The 15,884-nt window shown below is 39.6% G+C and carries 15 protein-coding genes; 5 read left to right on the forward strand and 10 right to left on the reverse strand.

The features are described from left to right. Positions 1-103: 103 nt before the first annotated feature. From WDA22_05200 to pgsA, 7 genes are all read right to left on the reverse strand, one after another. The gene (locus WDA22_05200) at positions 104-775 is read right to left on the reverse strand and encodes a ribonuclease H-like domain-containing protein (GenBank protein ID MFA5832859.1); all 672 of its coding nucleotides are present in this window, start codon (positions 773-775) and stop codon (positions 104-106) included. After that, a complete protein-coding gene (locus WDA22_05205; protein MFA5832860.1) occupies positions 772-1,821 on the reverse strand; it encodes an AI-2E family transporter in 1,050 nt (349 codons plus the stop codon). The genes WDA22_05200 and WDA22_05205 overlap by 4 nt, the downstream gene beginning before the upstream one ends. After that, positions 1,818-2,444 (reverse strand): RecX family transcriptional regulator, encoded by a 627-nt coding sequence (locus WDA22_05210; GenBank protein MFA5832861.1) that lies wholly within the window; start codon positions 2,442-2,444, stop codon positions 1,818-1,820. The genes WDA22_05205 and WDA22_05210 overlap by 4 nt, the downstream gene beginning before the upstream one ends. A gap of 48 nt (positions 2,445-2,492) precedes the next feature. Next, positions 2,493-3,557, reverse strand: coding sequence for a recombinase RecA (gene recA, locus WDA22_05215; protein MFA5832862.1), 1,065 nt, complete (start codon positions 3,555-3,557; stop codon positions 2,493-2,495). Positions 3,558-3,636: 79 nt separating this feature from the next. After that, positions 3,637-4,887, reverse strand: coding sequence for a competence/damage-inducible protein A (locus WDA22_05220; GenBank protein MFA5832863.1), 1,251 nt, complete (start codon positions 4,885-4,887; stop codon positions 3,637-3,639). After that, on the reverse strand, positions 4,887-5,378 hold the full coding sequence (locus WDA22_05225; protein ID MFA5832864.1) for a phosphatidylglycerophosphatase A: 492 nt from the start codon (positions 5,376-5,378) through the stop codon (positions 4,887-4,889). The genes WDA22_05220 and WDA22_05225 overlap by 1 nt, the downstream gene beginning before the upstream one ends. Continuing rightward, the gene (pgsA, locus tag WDA22_05230) at positions 5,359-5,991 is read right to left on the reverse strand and encodes a CDP-diacylglycerol--glycerol-3-phosphate 3-phosphatidyltransferase (GenBank protein MFA5832865.1); all 633 of its coding nucleotides are present in this window, start codon (positions 5,989-5,991) and stop codon (positions 5,359-5,361) included. The genes WDA22_05225 and pgsA overlap by 20 nt, the downstream gene beginning before the upstream one ends. 111 nt (positions 5,992-6,102) lie before the next feature. On the opposite strand from pgsA, the gene WDA22_05235 reads away from it, so the two are divergent. The 5 genes from WDA22_05235 (at position 6,103) to WDA22_05255 (ending at position 11,869) form a co-directional block, all read left to right on the forward strand. Next, on the forward strand, positions 6,103-9,285 hold the full coding sequence (locus tag WDA22_05235) for a phospholipase D-like domain-containing protein (protein MFA5832866.1): 3,183 nt from the start codon (positions 6,103-6,105) through the stop codon (positions 9,283-9,285). Between the two features lie 206 nt (positions 9,286-9,491). Further along, the gene (locus tag WDA22_05240; protein ID MFA5832867.1) at positions 9,492-10,028 is read left to right on the forward strand and encodes a hypothetical protein; all 537 of its coding nucleotides are present in this window, start codon (positions 9,492-9,494) and stop codon (positions 10,026-10,028) included. Beyond that, the gene (locus WDA22_05245) at positions 10,025-10,927 is read left to right on the forward strand and encodes an EamA family transporter (protein MFA5832868.1); all 903 of its coding nucleotides are present in this window, start codon (positions 10,025-10,027) and stop codon (positions 10,925-10,927) included. The genes WDA22_05240 and WDA22_05245 overlap by 4 nt, the downstream gene beginning before the upstream one ends. 11 nt (positions 10,928-10,938) lie before the next feature. Next, positions 10,939-11,520: an RNA methyltransferase gene (locus WDA22_05250; protein MFA5832869.1), complete on the forward strand. Its 582-nt coding sequence runs from the start codon at positions 10,939-10,941 to the stop codon at positions 11,518-11,520. A gap of 70 nt (positions 11,521-11,590) precedes the next feature. Next, complete coding sequence (locus tag WDA22_05255; GenBank protein ID MFA5832870.1) at positions 11,591-11,869, forward strand: transposase; 279 nt, start codon at positions 11,591-11,593, stop codon at positions 11,867-11,869. Positions 11,870-12,223: 354 nt separating this feature from the next. Here the strand turns inward: WDA22_05255 and WDA22_05260 are convergent, their stop codons facing one another. From WDA22_05260 to WDA22_05270, 3 genes are all read right to left on the reverse strand, one after another. Continuing rightward, positions 12,224-12,736: a hypothetical protein gene (locus WDA22_05260; GenBank protein MFA5832871.1), complete on the reverse strand. Its 513-nt coding sequence runs from the start codon at positions 12,734-12,736 to the stop codon at positions 12,224-12,226. A gap of 56 nt (positions 12,737-12,792) precedes the next feature. Continuing rightward, a complete protein-coding gene (locus WDA22_05265; protein MFA5832872.1) occupies positions 12,793-13,674 on the reverse strand; it encodes a serine hydrolase in 882 nt (293 codons plus the stop codon). A gap of 105 nt (positions 13,675-13,779) precedes the next feature. Beyond that, the gene (locus WDA22_05270; protein ID MFA5832873.1) at positions 13,780-15,852 is read right to left on the reverse strand and encodes a T9SS type A sorting domain-containing protein; all 2,073 of its coding nucleotides are present in this window, start codon (positions 15,850-15,852) and stop codon (positions 13,780-13,782) included. Positions 15,853-15,884: the final 32 nt, after the last annotated feature.

Below are 15,884 nucleotides of genomic sequence, written 5' to 3' on the forward strand. Positions count from 1 at the left end.
AAATCCTCTCATGCGAGAGGATTTTTTATTGTACTACTACTTATGCTTATGCTCAATTTGAGTTTGCCGAATACTTTTGGAGTTGGGAAGAAAAAATTCATCATCAGTGGAAATTGAGAAAATCGTTCCACCGCTTATGCAATTCCGCTGTGGCAAGAACATCACCGAAGCAATACTCTGCAATATCGTGAAACCGTTTTTCTTCATACAGCTTTCGCATATCCAGACCAGTAATTCCTTTTGCCTTCGGGCTTTCGATACCAAATGATTTGCAATAAAAATCCAAACTGAAGCGCCTCGTTACCTGATAATAGGTCAGTTGCTCAAGCAGATCGCAATGCACTTCTGAATCATAACGATAGGGCATTAAATTCCGGCTAGTTTTAATCCCAAACTTCGCAGACCGAAGCATCACAAACGGACAATCAAATCCTCGTCCATTAAAGGTGATGAATTGTTCATATTTAGGGATAATCTTCCAAAATTCCTGTAAGAGATGTTCTTCCGATCCCGAAATAAAATGGCATCGTTTGTTATCGGAAAAATACTCTTCATTACGATCGGATTGGAAAAACACTTTTCCTTTTTGAGAGTCGGGATTGAAGAGAGCAATGCAGAGAATTTGAGCAGTCAGCGGATGGAGATTGAGATTCTTTTTTACCTCTTCGATTTTTTCTTCACTGTCGGCAAATCGGAGGAGATATGATTGTGTTTCTCTATCGAAGGATTCCAGAGGATACCCTAGCGTTTCAATATCGAAGACGATCCTGCTCATGCTTGTGTGATTTTATAATTTTTTAACCCCCAGTTTGTTTCTTTCGCTGTTACAAGGACAATAGTATAGATCGGAACGGCAAGAACCATTCCCATCACACCAAGGGTTTCATTTCCAATTAAGATGACGAGAAACATCGTCAAAGGATGAATGTCCATTATCTTGCTGAAGACTGCCGGTTGAACGAACATCTGATCGATCTGTTGTACGGCAATCGTTGCAACGGCGATAGGAATCAACATGCGGAGATCGCCAAATTGTACGATGGAGATAAGCAGCGTGGGGATAGCACCGATGAACGGTCCGGCAAAAGGGATGACGTTGGTAAATCCACCGATCAAACCAAGCACGGTCGCATAGTTAATGCCGAGGAAAAAATAAATAATAGTATAAATCATCCCAACGATCACAGATTCTGTCACTGTACCGCGAATATATTTGCTCAACTGATCTTCAATCTTATAAATGATATTCAATGCCATTTCAAAATATTTGTTCGGCATACTGCGAATCAGTGATTTTTGCATGTTGTAATAATCGCTCAATAAAAAAAACGTAATAAAAGGAACAATAGCGAGCGTTGCGACCGTGCTGAGCAGGCCGGAAAGTGCTTCGGCTGCGGAATTGCCGAAGGAAACAAGCGTACTATTCAATTGTTCACGGATTGACTCCGATTTTAGGAACGGAACCTCAGTTGAGATTTGTTTGCTCAAATCGTTCAGCATAATGGTTAAATGTTCTTTGCTGAATGCTGCTGAAATTTGAGACACCTGATTGGAGATGACGGGAAAAAGCATTACTACTGCCAGTGCTGCTAAACTTCCCAGTCCCATAAAGACAATCAATACGGCAATCCATCGTGCTGCACCAAGATTTTCGATATAATCAACGATCGGTTTTAGGATGAATGTTAATGTGAAGGATATGACAAGAATGAGAAATAGATCTTCAAATGTGGAGAGGATGAAAATCGGTAAAGCGATCGCCATTGTTACTAGAAATACTTTCCATTGACGGCTGCGGAAAAAGTTTTTGTCTTCTTTCATTGTTTTACCAATTGTGATACAATTTTTTGTGAAAGAGAAGAGTCATACCCTCTTCTGACTAAATGTTCGTAAATCCTTTTTTTCTGAGTGATGAGGGGGAGTGTTGAGACACGTTTATATTTCCGTTCCCCTTCTTTCAGTGCAAGAGCATTTTCTGATTCGGTCGTGTACAACTCTCCGATAATTTTCTCTGTAATATTCCGGTCGATCCCTTTTCTAAAGAGCAATTGTTTCATCGATGATTTACCAACCGGTTTCAGCATCAATTTATCCCGGCAGAACATTCTGGCAAATTCTTCATCGTTCAAAAGCATGTTTTCAGAGAGATAGTGAATTGCCTGTTGAATATTGGCGTCGTCATATCCTTTTTTTTCTAAATATTCAACAATCTGTTTTGTTGAACGGGGACGATATGACCGATATTGCAATGCAGCTCGTTTAACGGATGATTCCGCTTCTGCCCGTTCTATTACTTCCCGTTCAGAATCCGTTAATGACTGTCCCTGATGGAGGACAAATCGAGCATACACATCTTCACTAACACTAAATGCATATTTTTCATCAACAAAAATTGAAAAGCGGAGTTTATTCTTTTTTTGCCGTTCAATTTTTGTGATGATCATAACTTCAATACTAACAGGTCTGCACTAACGCCGATCTGTTGGGAATGTTTATTTTGCTTTTTTTGACTCTTTCACGGGCTTTTCGTCGGATTCACTATCCTTTGAAATTGCTGCAGCGTTGATGCCAAGTTTTACGCGAACTTCTGAATCGATTTGTTTTGTCAAAGCGTCATTTCCTGTCAAAAATGCTTTTACCGAATCCCGCCCTTGACCGATACGTTCTTCTTTATAGGAGAACCATGAACCGCTTTTGTTGATAATATTATTTTCAACAGCCACATCAATCAGATCGCCAAGTTTTGAAATACCCTCATTATAGAGAATGTCAAACTGAACTTCCTTAAACGGTGGTGCAACTTTATTCTTTACCACTTTTACTTTTGTCCGGTTACCGATTACGTTTGTGCCGTCTTTAATCGCTTCAATGCGCCGGACGTCCATACGGATGGATGCGTAAAATTTCAATGCATTTCCACCGGTGGTTGTTTCCGGATTGCCAAACATGATACCAATCTTCATTCGGAGTTGATTGGTAAAGATGACGGTAGTTTTCGATTTTGAAATTGCTGATGTCAATTTGCGAAGCGCTTGCGACATTAATCGTGCGTGAACGCCCATGGTTGGATCTCCCATTTCTCCTTCAATTTCTGCGCGGGGAGTCAAAGCGGCAACAGAATCGATGACAACAACATCCAGCGCACCGCTGCGTACGAGTGTTTCAACAATCTCCAGAGCTTGTTCACCGTATTCCGGTTGGGAGAGAAGAAGGGAAGAAGTATCAACTCCCAGTTTGCGTGCATATCCGGTATCAAGTGCGTGTTCAGCATCGATGAATGCGCAAATACCGCCGGTCTTTTGGGCTTCGGCAATAATATGCAGACAGATGGTTGTTTTACCGGAAGATTCCGGTCCATAAATTTCAATCACTCGTCCTCGAGGAACACCGCCGACGCCAAGTGCATTATCCAGCGAGATCGATCCTGTGGAGATCACATCAATTTTCATGATCGGTCCATCGGTCAATCTCATGATGGAACCTTTTCCGTGTTGCTTTTCTATTTGTTCAATCGCAACTTTGAGCGCTTGAACTTTTGCGTCTTTGTCTTCAGCCATGGCTTATCCTTTTATAAATGTGTTTTTTGAAAATTGATGTAGCAAAGTAATGTTTTCGTCTATGTGAATCAAGATTCAATTATTGTAATTTCAGGCACTTTCTTCTTAATAATTCAAGTGCAGCCTGAGATGCACGTTCCTTAAAGCGAGTGCGGTTGTCACCAAAATTAAATTTCAGTGCGAAGTTCGATTGGGAATCCGCATAACCGATCCAACATAAACCGACAGGTTTTTCGGGAGTGCCGCCTGAAGGACCGGCAATGCCGGTTGTTGAAAGAGCAATATCTGCCTTTGTTTTGATCCGTGCGCCGTGCGCCATTGCTGCTGCAACTTCTTTACTGACTGCGCCATGATCGGTGATGAGTTTTTCCGGAACGCTGAGTTCATCAATTTTTAGTTGATTGTGGTAGACGACGAATCCCCCAAGAAAATACTCTGAACTTCCCGGCACATTCGTAATCCGATTGGCAATTAAACCGCCCGTGCACGATTCTGCCGTGGTCAACGTCAGTTTCCGTTCCTTTAATAACGCTCCAATAACATCTTCAAGATCCTTTTCATCATCGGAATAAATATATTTCTCAACCTTTGAACGCAGCACACGTTCAGCATGCTTCAATTTCGTTTCTGCAGATTCATGGGTTTTGTCTTTGACGGTAATTCGTAGTTTCGTCCCCATGGGATTGGGAAGGAATGCAAGGGTTGTCGTTCCATCTGTTCCAATAACTTCATCGATATTCCCGATTTCATTGGCGAGCATCGATTCGCCGATTCCGGTTGTTTTCAGTGTGCGATGGCGAACTACAGAACCAACATTTTTTTTCTCTAAAAATGGAATGATCCATTGGTCGATCATTTCCTTCATCTCAAACGGAACGCCTGGCATCACGAAGAAATATTTCCCTCGCTGTTCAAACATCATTCCCGGCGCTGTTCCGACAGGATTAGGGATGACGGTGCAACTTCTTGGAACAAGGGCTTGATCGATATTCGATTGGATCATTGCAATGTTTCTACGTTGCGCTAACAATTTAATGTGGGAGAGAGTCTCTTCGTGCATCACAAGATCGGTCTTGAAAAATTCACACACCATTTTTTTGGTGATATCGTCGTGCGTTGGCCCGAGTCCGCCGGTGACACACACAACATCGGCGCGATCAAACGCAGTGGAAAATGTTTCTTCAATCGTCTTTGGTTGATCGCCAACCGTAGTCATACGGTCGCAGTATATTCCCACTCCATTCAGACGTTCAGCGATATAGGCTTGATTGGTATTAATGATCTGACCGATGAGTAATTCATCGCCGATCGTGATAATTTCTGCTGTCATTAGAATAGATTGATGCGGAGCGCAACTTGAATGATGATGTTTGTATAAAGAGCTGCTACAATGTCATCGAACATGATATTCCATCCGCCGGTCCGTTGATCAAAAATAACGGCAGGGTATGGTTTAAGAATATCCAAAGCTCGAAAGATGACAAACGCGAGAACAAGATTGACGTATGTAAATGGAATAAACCAGAGACTGAGCCACATACCGACAATTTCATCCACCGTGACGATGCTGGGATCTTGTCCGTAAATTTTTTCCATTTTTTCTGCGGCCAGTCCTCCCATTAAAAAGAGAATCAGCGTTACCGGAATCAGCGTGAATGGATCTCTAAAACCGGGAAGGAACATGAATGCGAGTCCGACAACAGACCCTGCAGTCCCGGGGGCTTTTGGAACGTATCCTGAAAAGAATCCGGTTCCAACAAATTTTGTCAAGAAGTCCAACGCAGGAGTTTCTGTTGGAATATTATTCTGCGATTGTTCCATTGTTATCATTCGTTGTAAACAATTCAATAATAATTTGTTTGTTAGAGGTCAAATACATTATTCCTGTAAGTGCTGTCAAAAATGTTGTCAGTCCCATCAAGAGGAACATGATCAGAGGCGAAGCAACGATATCAAAAAACCATCCGAACTGTTGATTGAGATAGTCTGAAGTTCTGACAATATAATCTACCAAAAAAAGATAAATGACAATCAATTGAAAAAAAGTTTTTGTTTTGGCAAATCCGCTCGTGTTGATCGGTTTCTGTTTGAACTCAGCATACGCTCGCAGAAATGTCATCAAAAAATCGCGAAAGACAATGATCCAAACCATCCACGCTTCAGCGTATCCAATATAGATGAATGATATGAATGCCGCAGATGTGAGGATTTTGTCAGCCAGAGGATCTAAAAACTTTCCCCATCGAGTAATAAATCCCCAACGTCTGGCAACATATCCATCATACCAATCTGTAATGGCTGCGATTATAAAAATCCCAAGTGCAATTTGTTTGTCAACCGGATTCTCCGAGAATAAATAATAGAGGAACACCGGCGTCATTAAAATTCTGAGCAGTGTTAATTGGTTCGGAGGCGAAATTGGGATTCGAAACATAATGTGAACTAAAATAATTCATTTTCTGTCATCAATCAACAATTTACCTGCGATAATGGTTTATATGCATATTTTCTGTATTTTGGATAAACATATTGCTAAGGATTTAAAATGAAAAAACTCTATACCGTTTCAAGTATTATTCTATTTTCGATGTTACTACAATCCCAACCATTGGATATTTCCGGTTATAAGATTGTTCAGACAAACGCTGCATTGACTATCACTCTGCCTGCAGGAACGACAATTCAACCTGGAGGGTACCTGATTGTAGCACGGAATGCGACAAAAGCATCATTCGAGACCTTTTGGGCAACGACATTGAATGCTAATGTTGTTTTTATCAATGGAACAACAGTTATTGGCGGGAATGGATTTCCTTCTATTAACGGAGCTGAGACATATGAATTACAAAATGCATCGTCCGTTAAAATAGAGGGACCGACAATTGCTATGCCTGCTGCAACTCCGTTTAATTCTATTAAAAGAAAAAGTCCAATCGGCGATGCAGCCTTGGAAACAAGTTGGACAAGAGATGTCGTTACAGCGGCAAATCCCGGAACGGGAATGACGAATACAAAAACAGGAAAAATCATCATCAGTGAATTTTCTGATGCAACTTCATTTGTAAACGAGTTTATTGAACTGTATTACGATTTGGAACCAGCTCCGTCAGGACAAGGAATTGGATCGTTGCAACCAAACAGGTGGAAGTTTAACCAATCGACAAATCTTCAAGTGATTATAAAACCGCAAACGGACACTTTAAAAGGGATTAAGATCATCAAGCCGCAACCATTCAACTGGAATAGCGGAGCTATCTCAATATTGCCGGCTAATGCGCTCATGACAAATTCAGGTGATACGACAACCGTTACCAATTTTATGTTGAGCGGCAGCGATAGTCTTGTCATATCAATTCCATCGGTTACTGCTGCTGATACAACAAATGAATTTTCATTACCGATTTATTCCAGTTCAAACGGTTCAACATTTTTACCGATTCCTGCATTCCCAAAAACTGTTATTTATGGAGCACCGCGTTCTATAAAAGACGTAAAAAGGAAAGAAGGAAACGGATCGCATACATTGCTCGGGAAATGGGCAGTTGTTAGGGGAGTTGTCACGGTTGGAAATGAATTTGGCGGTCCGACGTACTTACAAGATGGGACTGCGGGAATGGCATTGTTTGACTCATCTGTTTCTAACAATGTAATTAGAGGAGATGATGTTGTCATTCTCGGACTTGTCACTCCATTTAATGACCTTTTTGAATTTACACCGTCAGTCCTTCTGGAGAAATTAGGTGAGGGGAAAGGTATTGACACCGTTGTGATGACTATTGCGCAGGCACTTGCACAAGGTGTATCAGAACCGGATGAAGCACGACTTATCAGAATTAACAATATCACAAGTGTTACAACAACCGGAGGAACTCCTGCTACCAGCTGGGCTGCTTCCGCAAGCGGGACAAATTATAATATCAGCGACGGAACAGGAGCCTTACAAGTGCGAATTGTTACAAAAACAAATATTGCAAATACTCCAACTCCGACATCAACATTTGATATGATTGGCGTGCTCGGTCAATTTACCACCAACTATCAACTTATTCCTCGTATGGTGGATGATGTTATTGTAGAAGGTGCCGGACCGAGAATTGTTACAACTCCACCATACGAATCAAACATCACTTCAACGGGTATGAAGATTTCCTGGTTAACAGATGCACCGGGAACTTCCCTTGTGAAGTACGGACCAACCGTTTCGTATGGTTCAGACGTTAGTGATACAAATAAAGTGACGCAGCATAGTGTTGTACTGACCGGTTTAACTCCTGCAACAGTGTATCATGTGCAAATTGGCTCAGTTAATACAGCGGGCACAACATTGTCAGCTGACAATATTGTGATCACTTCATCAAAAACATCAACCGGAGCTATCAGAGTTTATTTTAACAAGTCTGTCAATACAAATGTTGCTCAAGGAGAGAATGCAACAATTGCAAAATTCGATACGGTGCTGATCAATCGGATTAATGCGGCAAAATTCTCTATTGATATGGCAGCATACAGTTTGAGCGGAACGATAGGTGCTGATATTGCAACAGCACTTCTCAATGCACGCAATCGCGGTGTGAAGATCCGAGTAATCGGTGAAAAAGATAATCAAGGTACAGCACCGTGGGGAACTTTGAAAAATGGTGGAGTAACAGTGATTGACGATGGCTATGACCTAGTGAATGCCGCAGCAGGATTGATGCACAATAAATTTTATGTGTTTGATAACCGTGATCAGACGTCAGACCAAGATGATTGGGTGTTGACCGGATCGTGGAATGCGACAGATCCGGGAACATTGAATGATGCCCAAAATATCATCGTCATTCAGGATAAAGCGCTGGCCACGGCATACACAATGGAATTTGAAGAAATGTGGGGATCAAATGTTGATGGTCCTAGTCAAACTGCCTCACGATTTGGCGCTCGAAAACTGGATAATACTCCACATAAATTTATTATTAATGGAACACCAATTGAAATGTATTTCAGTCCAAGTGATAAAGTCTCTGCTCACATTAATGACGCTTTAAAATCTTCACAATCTTCCATTAATGTTGCGATACTTTCGTTTACAAGAGACGAACTTGCGCAAACGATCGCATCCAAAAAATCAGCCGGTAAAAAAACGCGTGTGCTGATGGATAATAATACTGACAGTGGAAATGATTTTTCTTTTTTACAAACAAGCGGTGTCGATGTGCGTTTACCCGGAGCGGCGTTGACCGGTCTTTTACATCATAAATATGCAATCATCGATGCTGACAATCCGTTGCTGCAGAATATTGTTGTAACAGGATCTCATAATTGGAGTACCTCGGCTGAAATTGCAAACAACGAAAATACACTTATTGTCCAAAGCAAGAGGATTGCAAACTTGTATTATCAAGAGTTCAAAGCGAGATATCTTGAAGCAGGAGGAACAGATTCCATACTTGTCTCTATAAAACGGGAAAAGGAAAAATCACCGAAAGATTTTCAACTCTCACAGAACTATCCAAATCCTTTTAATCCCACAACAAATATCTCGTTTGCTGTAAAACAATCCGGATTTACCTCATTAACAGTCTATGATATTATGGGCAGAGAAGTGGTGACTTTGATCAGTGAACAACTTGCTGCTGGAAATTATGTTGTTGAATGGATGGCATCGCATCTCTCAAGCGGAATTTATTTTTATCAGTTACGCTCAGGGAGTTTCGTCTCAACGAAAAAGATGATCCTGCAAAAATAATTACTGTTAACCTGTCGCAAAAAGGGAGGAAGAATCTTTCAAGAATATTCCTCCTTTTTTATTTCACCCTGCATAATCCGTTTTTGGATGATCAGTCTATTGGTTAACAGAGTACTCTAAAAGTAGTACTGCCGATATTCCCCATTCTCTTTATTGCTTCTCCAGTTGGCATTCGCTATTTTCTAAACGAATAACTAAAGATCATCATGCCCACGCGGACAGAAATTCGACATATCTTTAATGAGTCAAAGAATTTTAATGAATTGTTTGATGCATTTGATGCTGCATTAAAACAGGGGATTGATGATGTTGAGTTATACAGGATTCTTTTCTGGAACGATTCTCTTGATTCCGATGAGTTGATTCTTTTTGGAGAAAAACTTGCCCGACAGTATCGTCATCTTGCATACGATGTGTATATGTGGCTGGCGAATATTTTTGAAGTAATTTTCGGTAAGAAAGATAATTTTGAACTGGCGCTCAGTTATTATCAAAAGGCCGCTGCCATTCGACCGAGCGACATCGATCCATACCTTGATGCATGTGATTGTTACAATCCTGACCTCGATATTCCCCCCGCAAAAATTCTGATAGAATTCCTAAAGATCGGATATGAATTTGTTCCGAATAACAAAAATATCTGTCTCCGTCTTACCGTTTTGTATCATGCTATCGGCGAAACGGATCTTGCGGAATACTATCGCGTAAAAGCCGATGAGTCCGGGGAGAGCCCCATCAAATGAAGCACCTGAAAGGGTACATCGCAATCTCTCTTGCAGCAATTTTGTGGGGAGTTGCGGCCTCTGTTGCAAAATCGTTTTTTAATAAAGCGTATGAACCGTTGATTCTTGTTCAAATGCGTGTCACGCTATCGTTCGCAGTGTTGTTTTTATTTTTTCTCTCCACTAATCGTTCGCTCCTCAAATTTAAGCTGAAAGATATTCCGCATTTTCTGATCGTTGGTATTCTTGGTGTTGCAGGATCAAATTATTTTTATTACGCGGCGATCAAAGAATCAAATGTCTCTACCTCTATTCTCGTTCAGTATACTGCGCCGATCATGGTGATGATGTACACTATCTTATTTCAAAAAGAAAAACTCACAGTACCAAAAATATCAGCTCTTGTTTTCTCCATAGTCGGGATTGTTCTTGCCATCGGAGCTTACAATCCAGAGATCATTCAAGGGACACAAAAAGGTATCGTCTTTGCTCTGCTTGCCGCGGTCTCGTTCTCAATTTTTAATATCAGCGGAAAATCACTCACAGAAAAATATTCCATCTGGACTGGATTGATTTATCTCCTTGGCGCTGCTACGTTGTTCTGGAGTTGCATCAATACTCCGATTGATATTCTCGATGCACATTATACTGTGGAAGATTGGAAAGTCTTTGGATTGATTGCTTTGATCTCTATCTTGATCCCATACTCTCTGTATTATTACGGTTTGAAACATATTCAATCCAGTAAGGCGATCATCATTAGCACACTTGAACCAGTGGTGGCGATTGTATCGGAATGGTTATTTTTGAGCGGGAGAATGGGAATTATTCAAATTATTGGAGCATTCTGTGTGATCACTGCAATTGTTATTTTGCAGCAAGATTCCAAAAAAGGTGAACCGATTATTGTCAGTGAATAATGTAAACGATTATGAAACTTGATCGCCGAAAAAATAAAATCTATAAAGTGCTGGAACAACGACAACCCGATCTTACCATTGTCATGGAAAATATTCACGATCCGCATAATGTAAGTGCAATGCTTCGGTCTGCCGATGCAGTCGGGATTCACGAAGTGAATTTAATTTATACTTCGGCAAAATATCCAAAGATTGGAAGTAAAAGTTCATCCAGTGCCAACAAATGGATCTCCCGAAAACGATATCCTTCCATACAAGAATGTTATTCACAATTAAAAAAAGATGGATTCCAAATTCTTGCTACGCGATTAGACGAACAATCGAAACAATTGTACGAGTTTGACCTTACCAAACCGACTGCATTTGTATTTGGAAATGAACATGCCGGTGTGACTGATGAAGCCGCCCACCAAGCAGATGCTACCGTCTATATTCCGATGATGGGAATGATTCAAAGTTTAAATGTGTCAGTAGCTTGCGCCGTGACTATCTATGAAGCGTTGCGTCAGCGAATGCAAAAGGGATATTACACTAATCCAAGATTTGAAGGGAAAACATTAGAACAGCTCAAAGAAGAATGGTTGAAAAAGTGAAAGTAGGACCTTACGAAGGTTGAGGAAATCTAAACCTAATACCTTCGGAAGGTTTAATAAATATATTTGAATGAAATATGAGAATGAGAAATATTACCATGTCTATAACCGTGGTGCGAACAGACAAAATATATTTCTGAAAAATGAAAACTATGAATATTGCATTAATCTATTGTTGAAATATTCGCCGCAATATCATGTCTCAATTTTTGCTTATTGTCTTATGCCAAACTATTACCATTTATTACTTCGTCAAAATGGTAATGGTTCAATAGGGAGATTTATTCAAACAGTTTTTAATTCTTACACCCAAGCGTTCAATAAAATTACTTCTCATAGCGGCACATAATTCCAAGGAAGTGCTAAAAGTATTTTAGTAGATAGCGATGAATATGTAATACAAGTATGCAGATATATTCATGTTAACCCTGTTACAGCAAAACTCACCAATAAACCGGATGATTGGATATACTCAGATTATTTGGAATGGATTGGTAAACGAAATGGGTTGCTCACTGATTTAACTTTACGAAATGGATATTTCAACGATAGAAAAGGTTACGAAAAATATATTGAGGAATTCAACCAACACCAGGGTATATCCAAATATATTTTTGATTAAATAATGATCGTTAGCTTTACGGACAAGCGGTATTAACCTTGTGAAGGTTTCCTTGCAAGAGCTTTCACAACCTTCGCAAGGTTATACGTTTTTATGGTGATTTGCAAAAAGAAGTGTCTGCACCAATATTGCAAGGAAGATTAATAACGGCCAACCGACGACGATCCACATCCAACCGATTGAAATTGCGATTATTAATAGAACGATAGAAACAATTAATGAAATGAGATCAAACGATTTCGTGATAATGATTGTATTTGCAGATACGAATATTGATAAAACAAGGATAAATATTGGGATGGTGAACTCGAACGGTGAGGAAAAAATCGCAAGATATACTACCGCAACAAGTATCAACGAAAGCCAGCTTCTTCGAAGTCCATTGGTAAAGATAATTTTATAATTTCTCCAATACGGCATTCCTTTTTCGCCATTATTTATTTTGCTGATCAGTTCGATTAAAAAACCGTTGAGCATAATTATTCCTATGCCAAACGGAATCAGCAAAAAATAAAAACCGCCAACAAGAACTTTATTGAACCATTCGTTGTCGGAAAAGATATAAGTAAATGCGTCGGTGAGTTTTTTTATCATTTCTGTTCAGTCTTATGGAGCTTATCTTTTATAAGCAAGTTTATCAGGCTAAGATATTATTTTGGAATACGACGTCCATATTGGTTGGAATTGGCTTTCCGCTCGATATAACCGTACGCTTCTTTTGAAATGGTTGTAATTATTGTTCCGCCATCTTTATCATTCAATAACATTTTTGTCATAACACAAATGATGTAAGGATTTCCTTCCAAAAACACAATTCCTACATCACATTTAACACCTTCAATGTCGCCCGCTTTGTCGGCGATAAGGACTGAAGAAGGCAAACCGCTTTTTAGAGGTCCCTCTTTTTCTAGTTTCATAATCGAAAGCATATCGTCGCAAGCTTGTTTTGAAACGATTTCGCCACGGTACATCTTTTCCAGAATGATCAAAAAATCGTTTGGCGAGCTGATATTCTCCCGTCCTTCTTTTGCGGATTGAACATCCATCATGATGCGCTGGAGTTTTGTGGAAGAACTGCCATTCTTTTGTGCAACATCATTAACATTTTTCATACCAACAAGGTCAATCAAAAAATTAGTTGCGGTATTGTCGCTTAGATTCATCATCAACACACAATAATCTCGGATTGACATTGAGACAGATTTATCTCCCAGCATGGAAAGGACTCCGCTGCCGGCAACACGAGCAGATGGGGGAAGTGGTCTGATGTCGGTCAGTTTGAATTTCCCTTCGGATGCCTGGCGATACACTTCGGTAAGGATAAATATTTTGATTGAACTGGCAGTAGGGAAAATCTCTTTTTCGTTAATCAAAATTTGTTCGCCGGTTTTAAGATCCTTTATGGCCACACCGACAATTGCTTCAGATTGATCGGCGATCATTTTGACCTTATTGAAAAATTTCTGGTGAAGAAGATCTTCCTGTGCAAATAGGAATTGAGTGACAAGAAAGAAAAAGAGGAAGGAACGCATAAGAAATCCTTGAATATTACTTTATACTAAAGAAAGATTGGACGAAATTCAAGGAAATGGACAGAGTGCCGTAGTATTTAATCACTTCGGAAGTTGTGGAAATGATTACTTCACTAACAGCATCCGTTTTGTTTCGGAAAAAATTCCTGATTGCAATCGATAGAAATACAAACCGCTCGGAACATTCTTCGCATCCCAAGTAACTTTGTATGTTCCAGGATCGAGGTGATTGTCGACGAGCGTCGCAATTTTACGGCCAAGAAGGTCAAATATATACAGTTGAGCATTATGTTTTTGTACTGGAATAGACTGAGTTCCTGAAATTGTAAAAGTAATAGTCGTTTTGGGATTGAATGGATTGGGATAATTTTGTAGAAGCATGAAATACTGTGGAGCGATATTTTCTTTTTCTACACTCTCAATTAAACAATCATAACACCATTGTGAATACAAAGTGGGATATTGGCTACCAAATTCAACCTCCTTTGTAAAATTATTTATATCAATCGGCGTCATCATAAAGTGATTAATCATATACCCATATTTGCCGGCTTCATTGTCATATCCTCGAATTCCAAATTTATATTCAATGATATTTTTTGAAGTTTTTAACGAATCTGCGAATAACATGAACTGCCGAGTATAAATTCTATCGTTAATAAATTTATCACCATGAGTTCCATCGTCATACATGGTTCTGGATGTATCATTATAGAGAGCATCACCCCACGGGAGCCATCCTTTTGTGTCAAATCCAACTCCATTGATAGAAACTCCATAGAGATAAACACTGTCCGCCTGTGTAATGTTGAAATATTTAGCAGATACCAAGGATGAAAATAGCGTATCCTTTCTGGTAGAGAGTTGGTAATATGCCGGTTGCAAATTACATGTTACAGTCAACAGCATATTCTGTTGAATATTTTTTCCAATAAACCAAACTGGCTGGCGCCGGCTTTCAGAAGAACTTTTTGCAGTATCGAGAATTGAAATGAACTGTTTGTGATCGTTATTTAATTGATACGTGAGCGAGCGTAATTTTCTTACTGTAATATCAGAAGTGCTTTCGAAAAGAGAAAAGTTATAGTATTGTTCAAAAATTTCATTTCCATTTTTTGATTGAACATAACGATATAAAATACTACGCGAAGGCGCACCCATGAGAACAAAAATTGTATCAGTTGTTTCATACTGATTTGATTGACCCATTTTGATCAGTAATGATTTTTTAATTTTATTTGCAGATCCCGAATGCCCGCTTGAAACAAGAATTGAATCGCCTTGCGCGTACATATAATTTTTTATTGCAGTTGACAAATCGATTCGAAAATGGACAATAAATGTATCAAGAGGATAAGGTTTTGGACAATAACGATTTGACCAATATTTATATGCAAGGGTAGTATCACTCATAGAAGTTTTGTACCGAAACGTTCTATTCGATCGGTCTCCTTCATCTTCACATTGAGAATTGGAAATATCTTCCCATTGAGCGGGATTATTTGCCGCCAAATCGGAGCTATTGTGTCGCACAAATAAGTAATGTATGATAGAATCTGAGACAGTTCTTGGAAATCGTACAACAGTGCTCCAAAAATGTCCGCCGTTATATTCTCTGCTTGTTGGATTTATGTGTTGATTCTCTCTCTCTAAAAATATGGAATTTGCCCAATTGAGAGGGGGAGTTCCGCCGCGAAGTCCAAGTTTCTCCGTAGCAGGATTGAAATCTTCTCTTTCTTGCATATTTACTCTGAAGAGAACCTCAATGGAGTCGGTCTCAGTGTACGGTCTCCAATATTGATTTGTATCTTGAACTGATCCAAAGACATATTGTAACGGAAGCGTAGTATCCTTCATCCCAACGATCAATGTTCTTGATGGTGAACCTTCCAATCCGAAAAATTTATTTCTTCCGCCATTAACGAAAAATTTATATTCAATAGTATCCTGTGGAGTAAATTGTACTGTCGCTTTCCAATAATCTCCAGCGATTCTCATACAGATTACCGGAGAAGTGGAGTCCTGCGTTAATGGCGATTTATCACCTCGAATTTGAACAAATGCTGCGCTGCGGATGGTATCGGGAACAGTGGCAGTGTTTACCAAAAATGTTACATTAACTTTCTGGGCTGCAACAAAGAATGGAAAAAGGAAAAGTAAAGAAAATAGTCTTTTCATGATTGCACGGAATTGTTTTAGACTTTGACAAT

It is taken from the genome of Bacteroidota bacterium (assembly GCA_041658205.1).
In the GTDB taxonomy this organism is placed as follows: Bacteria; Bacteroidota; Ignavibacteria; order UBA10030; family UBA8401; genus UBA8401.

What these genes read in the sequence shown, in the direction of transcription:
- WDA22_05200 (MFA5832859.1), bottom strand. Translation starts at nt 775, where the DNA reads ATGAGCAGGATCGTCTTCGATATTGAAACGCTAGGGTATCCTCTGGAA.
- WDA22_05205 (MFA5832860.1), bottom strand. Translation starts at nt 1,821, where the DNA reads ATGAAAGAAGACAAAAACTTTTTCCGCAGCCGTCAATGGAAAGTATTT.
- WDA22_05210 (MFA5832861.1), bottom strand. Translation starts at nt 2,444, where the DNA reads ATGATCATCACAAAAATTGAACGGCAAAAAAAGAATAAACTCCGCTTT.
- recA (MFA5832862.1), bottom strand. Translation starts at nt 3,557, where the DNA reads ATGGCTGAAGACAAAGACGCAAAAGTTCAAGCGCTCAAAGTTGCGATT.
- WDA22_05220 (MFA5832863.1), bottom strand. Translation starts at nt 4,887, where the DNA reads ATGACAGCAGAAATTATCACGATCGGCGATGAATTACTCATCGGTCAG.
- WDA22_05225 (MFA5832864.1), bottom strand. Translation starts at nt 5,378, where the DNA reads ATGGAACAATCGCAGAATAATATTCCAACAGAAACTCCTGCGTTGGAC.
- pgsA (MFA5832865.1), bottom strand. Translation starts at nt 5,991, where the DNA reads ATGTTTCGAATCCCAATTTCGCCTCCGAACCAATTAACACTGCTCAGA.
- WDA22_05235 (MFA5832866.1), top strand. Translation starts at nt 6,103, where the DNA reads ATGAAAAAACTCTATACCGTTTCAAGTATTATTCTATTTTCGATGTTA.
- WDA22_05240 (MFA5832867.1), top strand. Translation starts at nt 9,492, where the DNA reads ATGCCCACGCGGACAGAAATTCGACATATCTTTAATGAGTCAAAGAAT.
- WDA22_05245 (MFA5832868.1), top strand. Translation starts at nt 10,025, where the DNA reads ATGAAGCACCTGAAAGGGTACATCGCAATCTCTCTTGCAGCAATTTTG.
- WDA22_05250 (MFA5832869.1), top strand. Translation starts at nt 10,939, where the DNA reads ATGAAACTTGATCGCCGAAAAAATAAAATCTATAAAGTGCTGGAACAA.
- WDA22_05255 (MFA5832870.1), top strand. Translation starts at nt 11,591, where the DNA reads ATGAAATATGAGAATGAGAAATATTACCATGTCTATAACCGTGGTGCG.
- WDA22_05260 (MFA5832871.1), bottom strand. Translation starts at nt 12,736, where the DNA reads ATGATAAAAAAACTCACCGACGCATTTACTTATATCTTTTCCGACAAC.
- WDA22_05265 (MFA5832872.1), bottom strand. Translation starts at nt 13,674, where the DNA reads ATGCGTTCCTTCCTCTTTTTCTTTCTTGTCACTCAATTCCTATTTGCA.
- WDA22_05270 (MFA5832873.1), bottom strand. Translation starts at nt 15,852, where the DNA reads ATGAAAAGACTATTTTCTTTACTTTTCCTTTTTCCATTCTTTGTTGCA.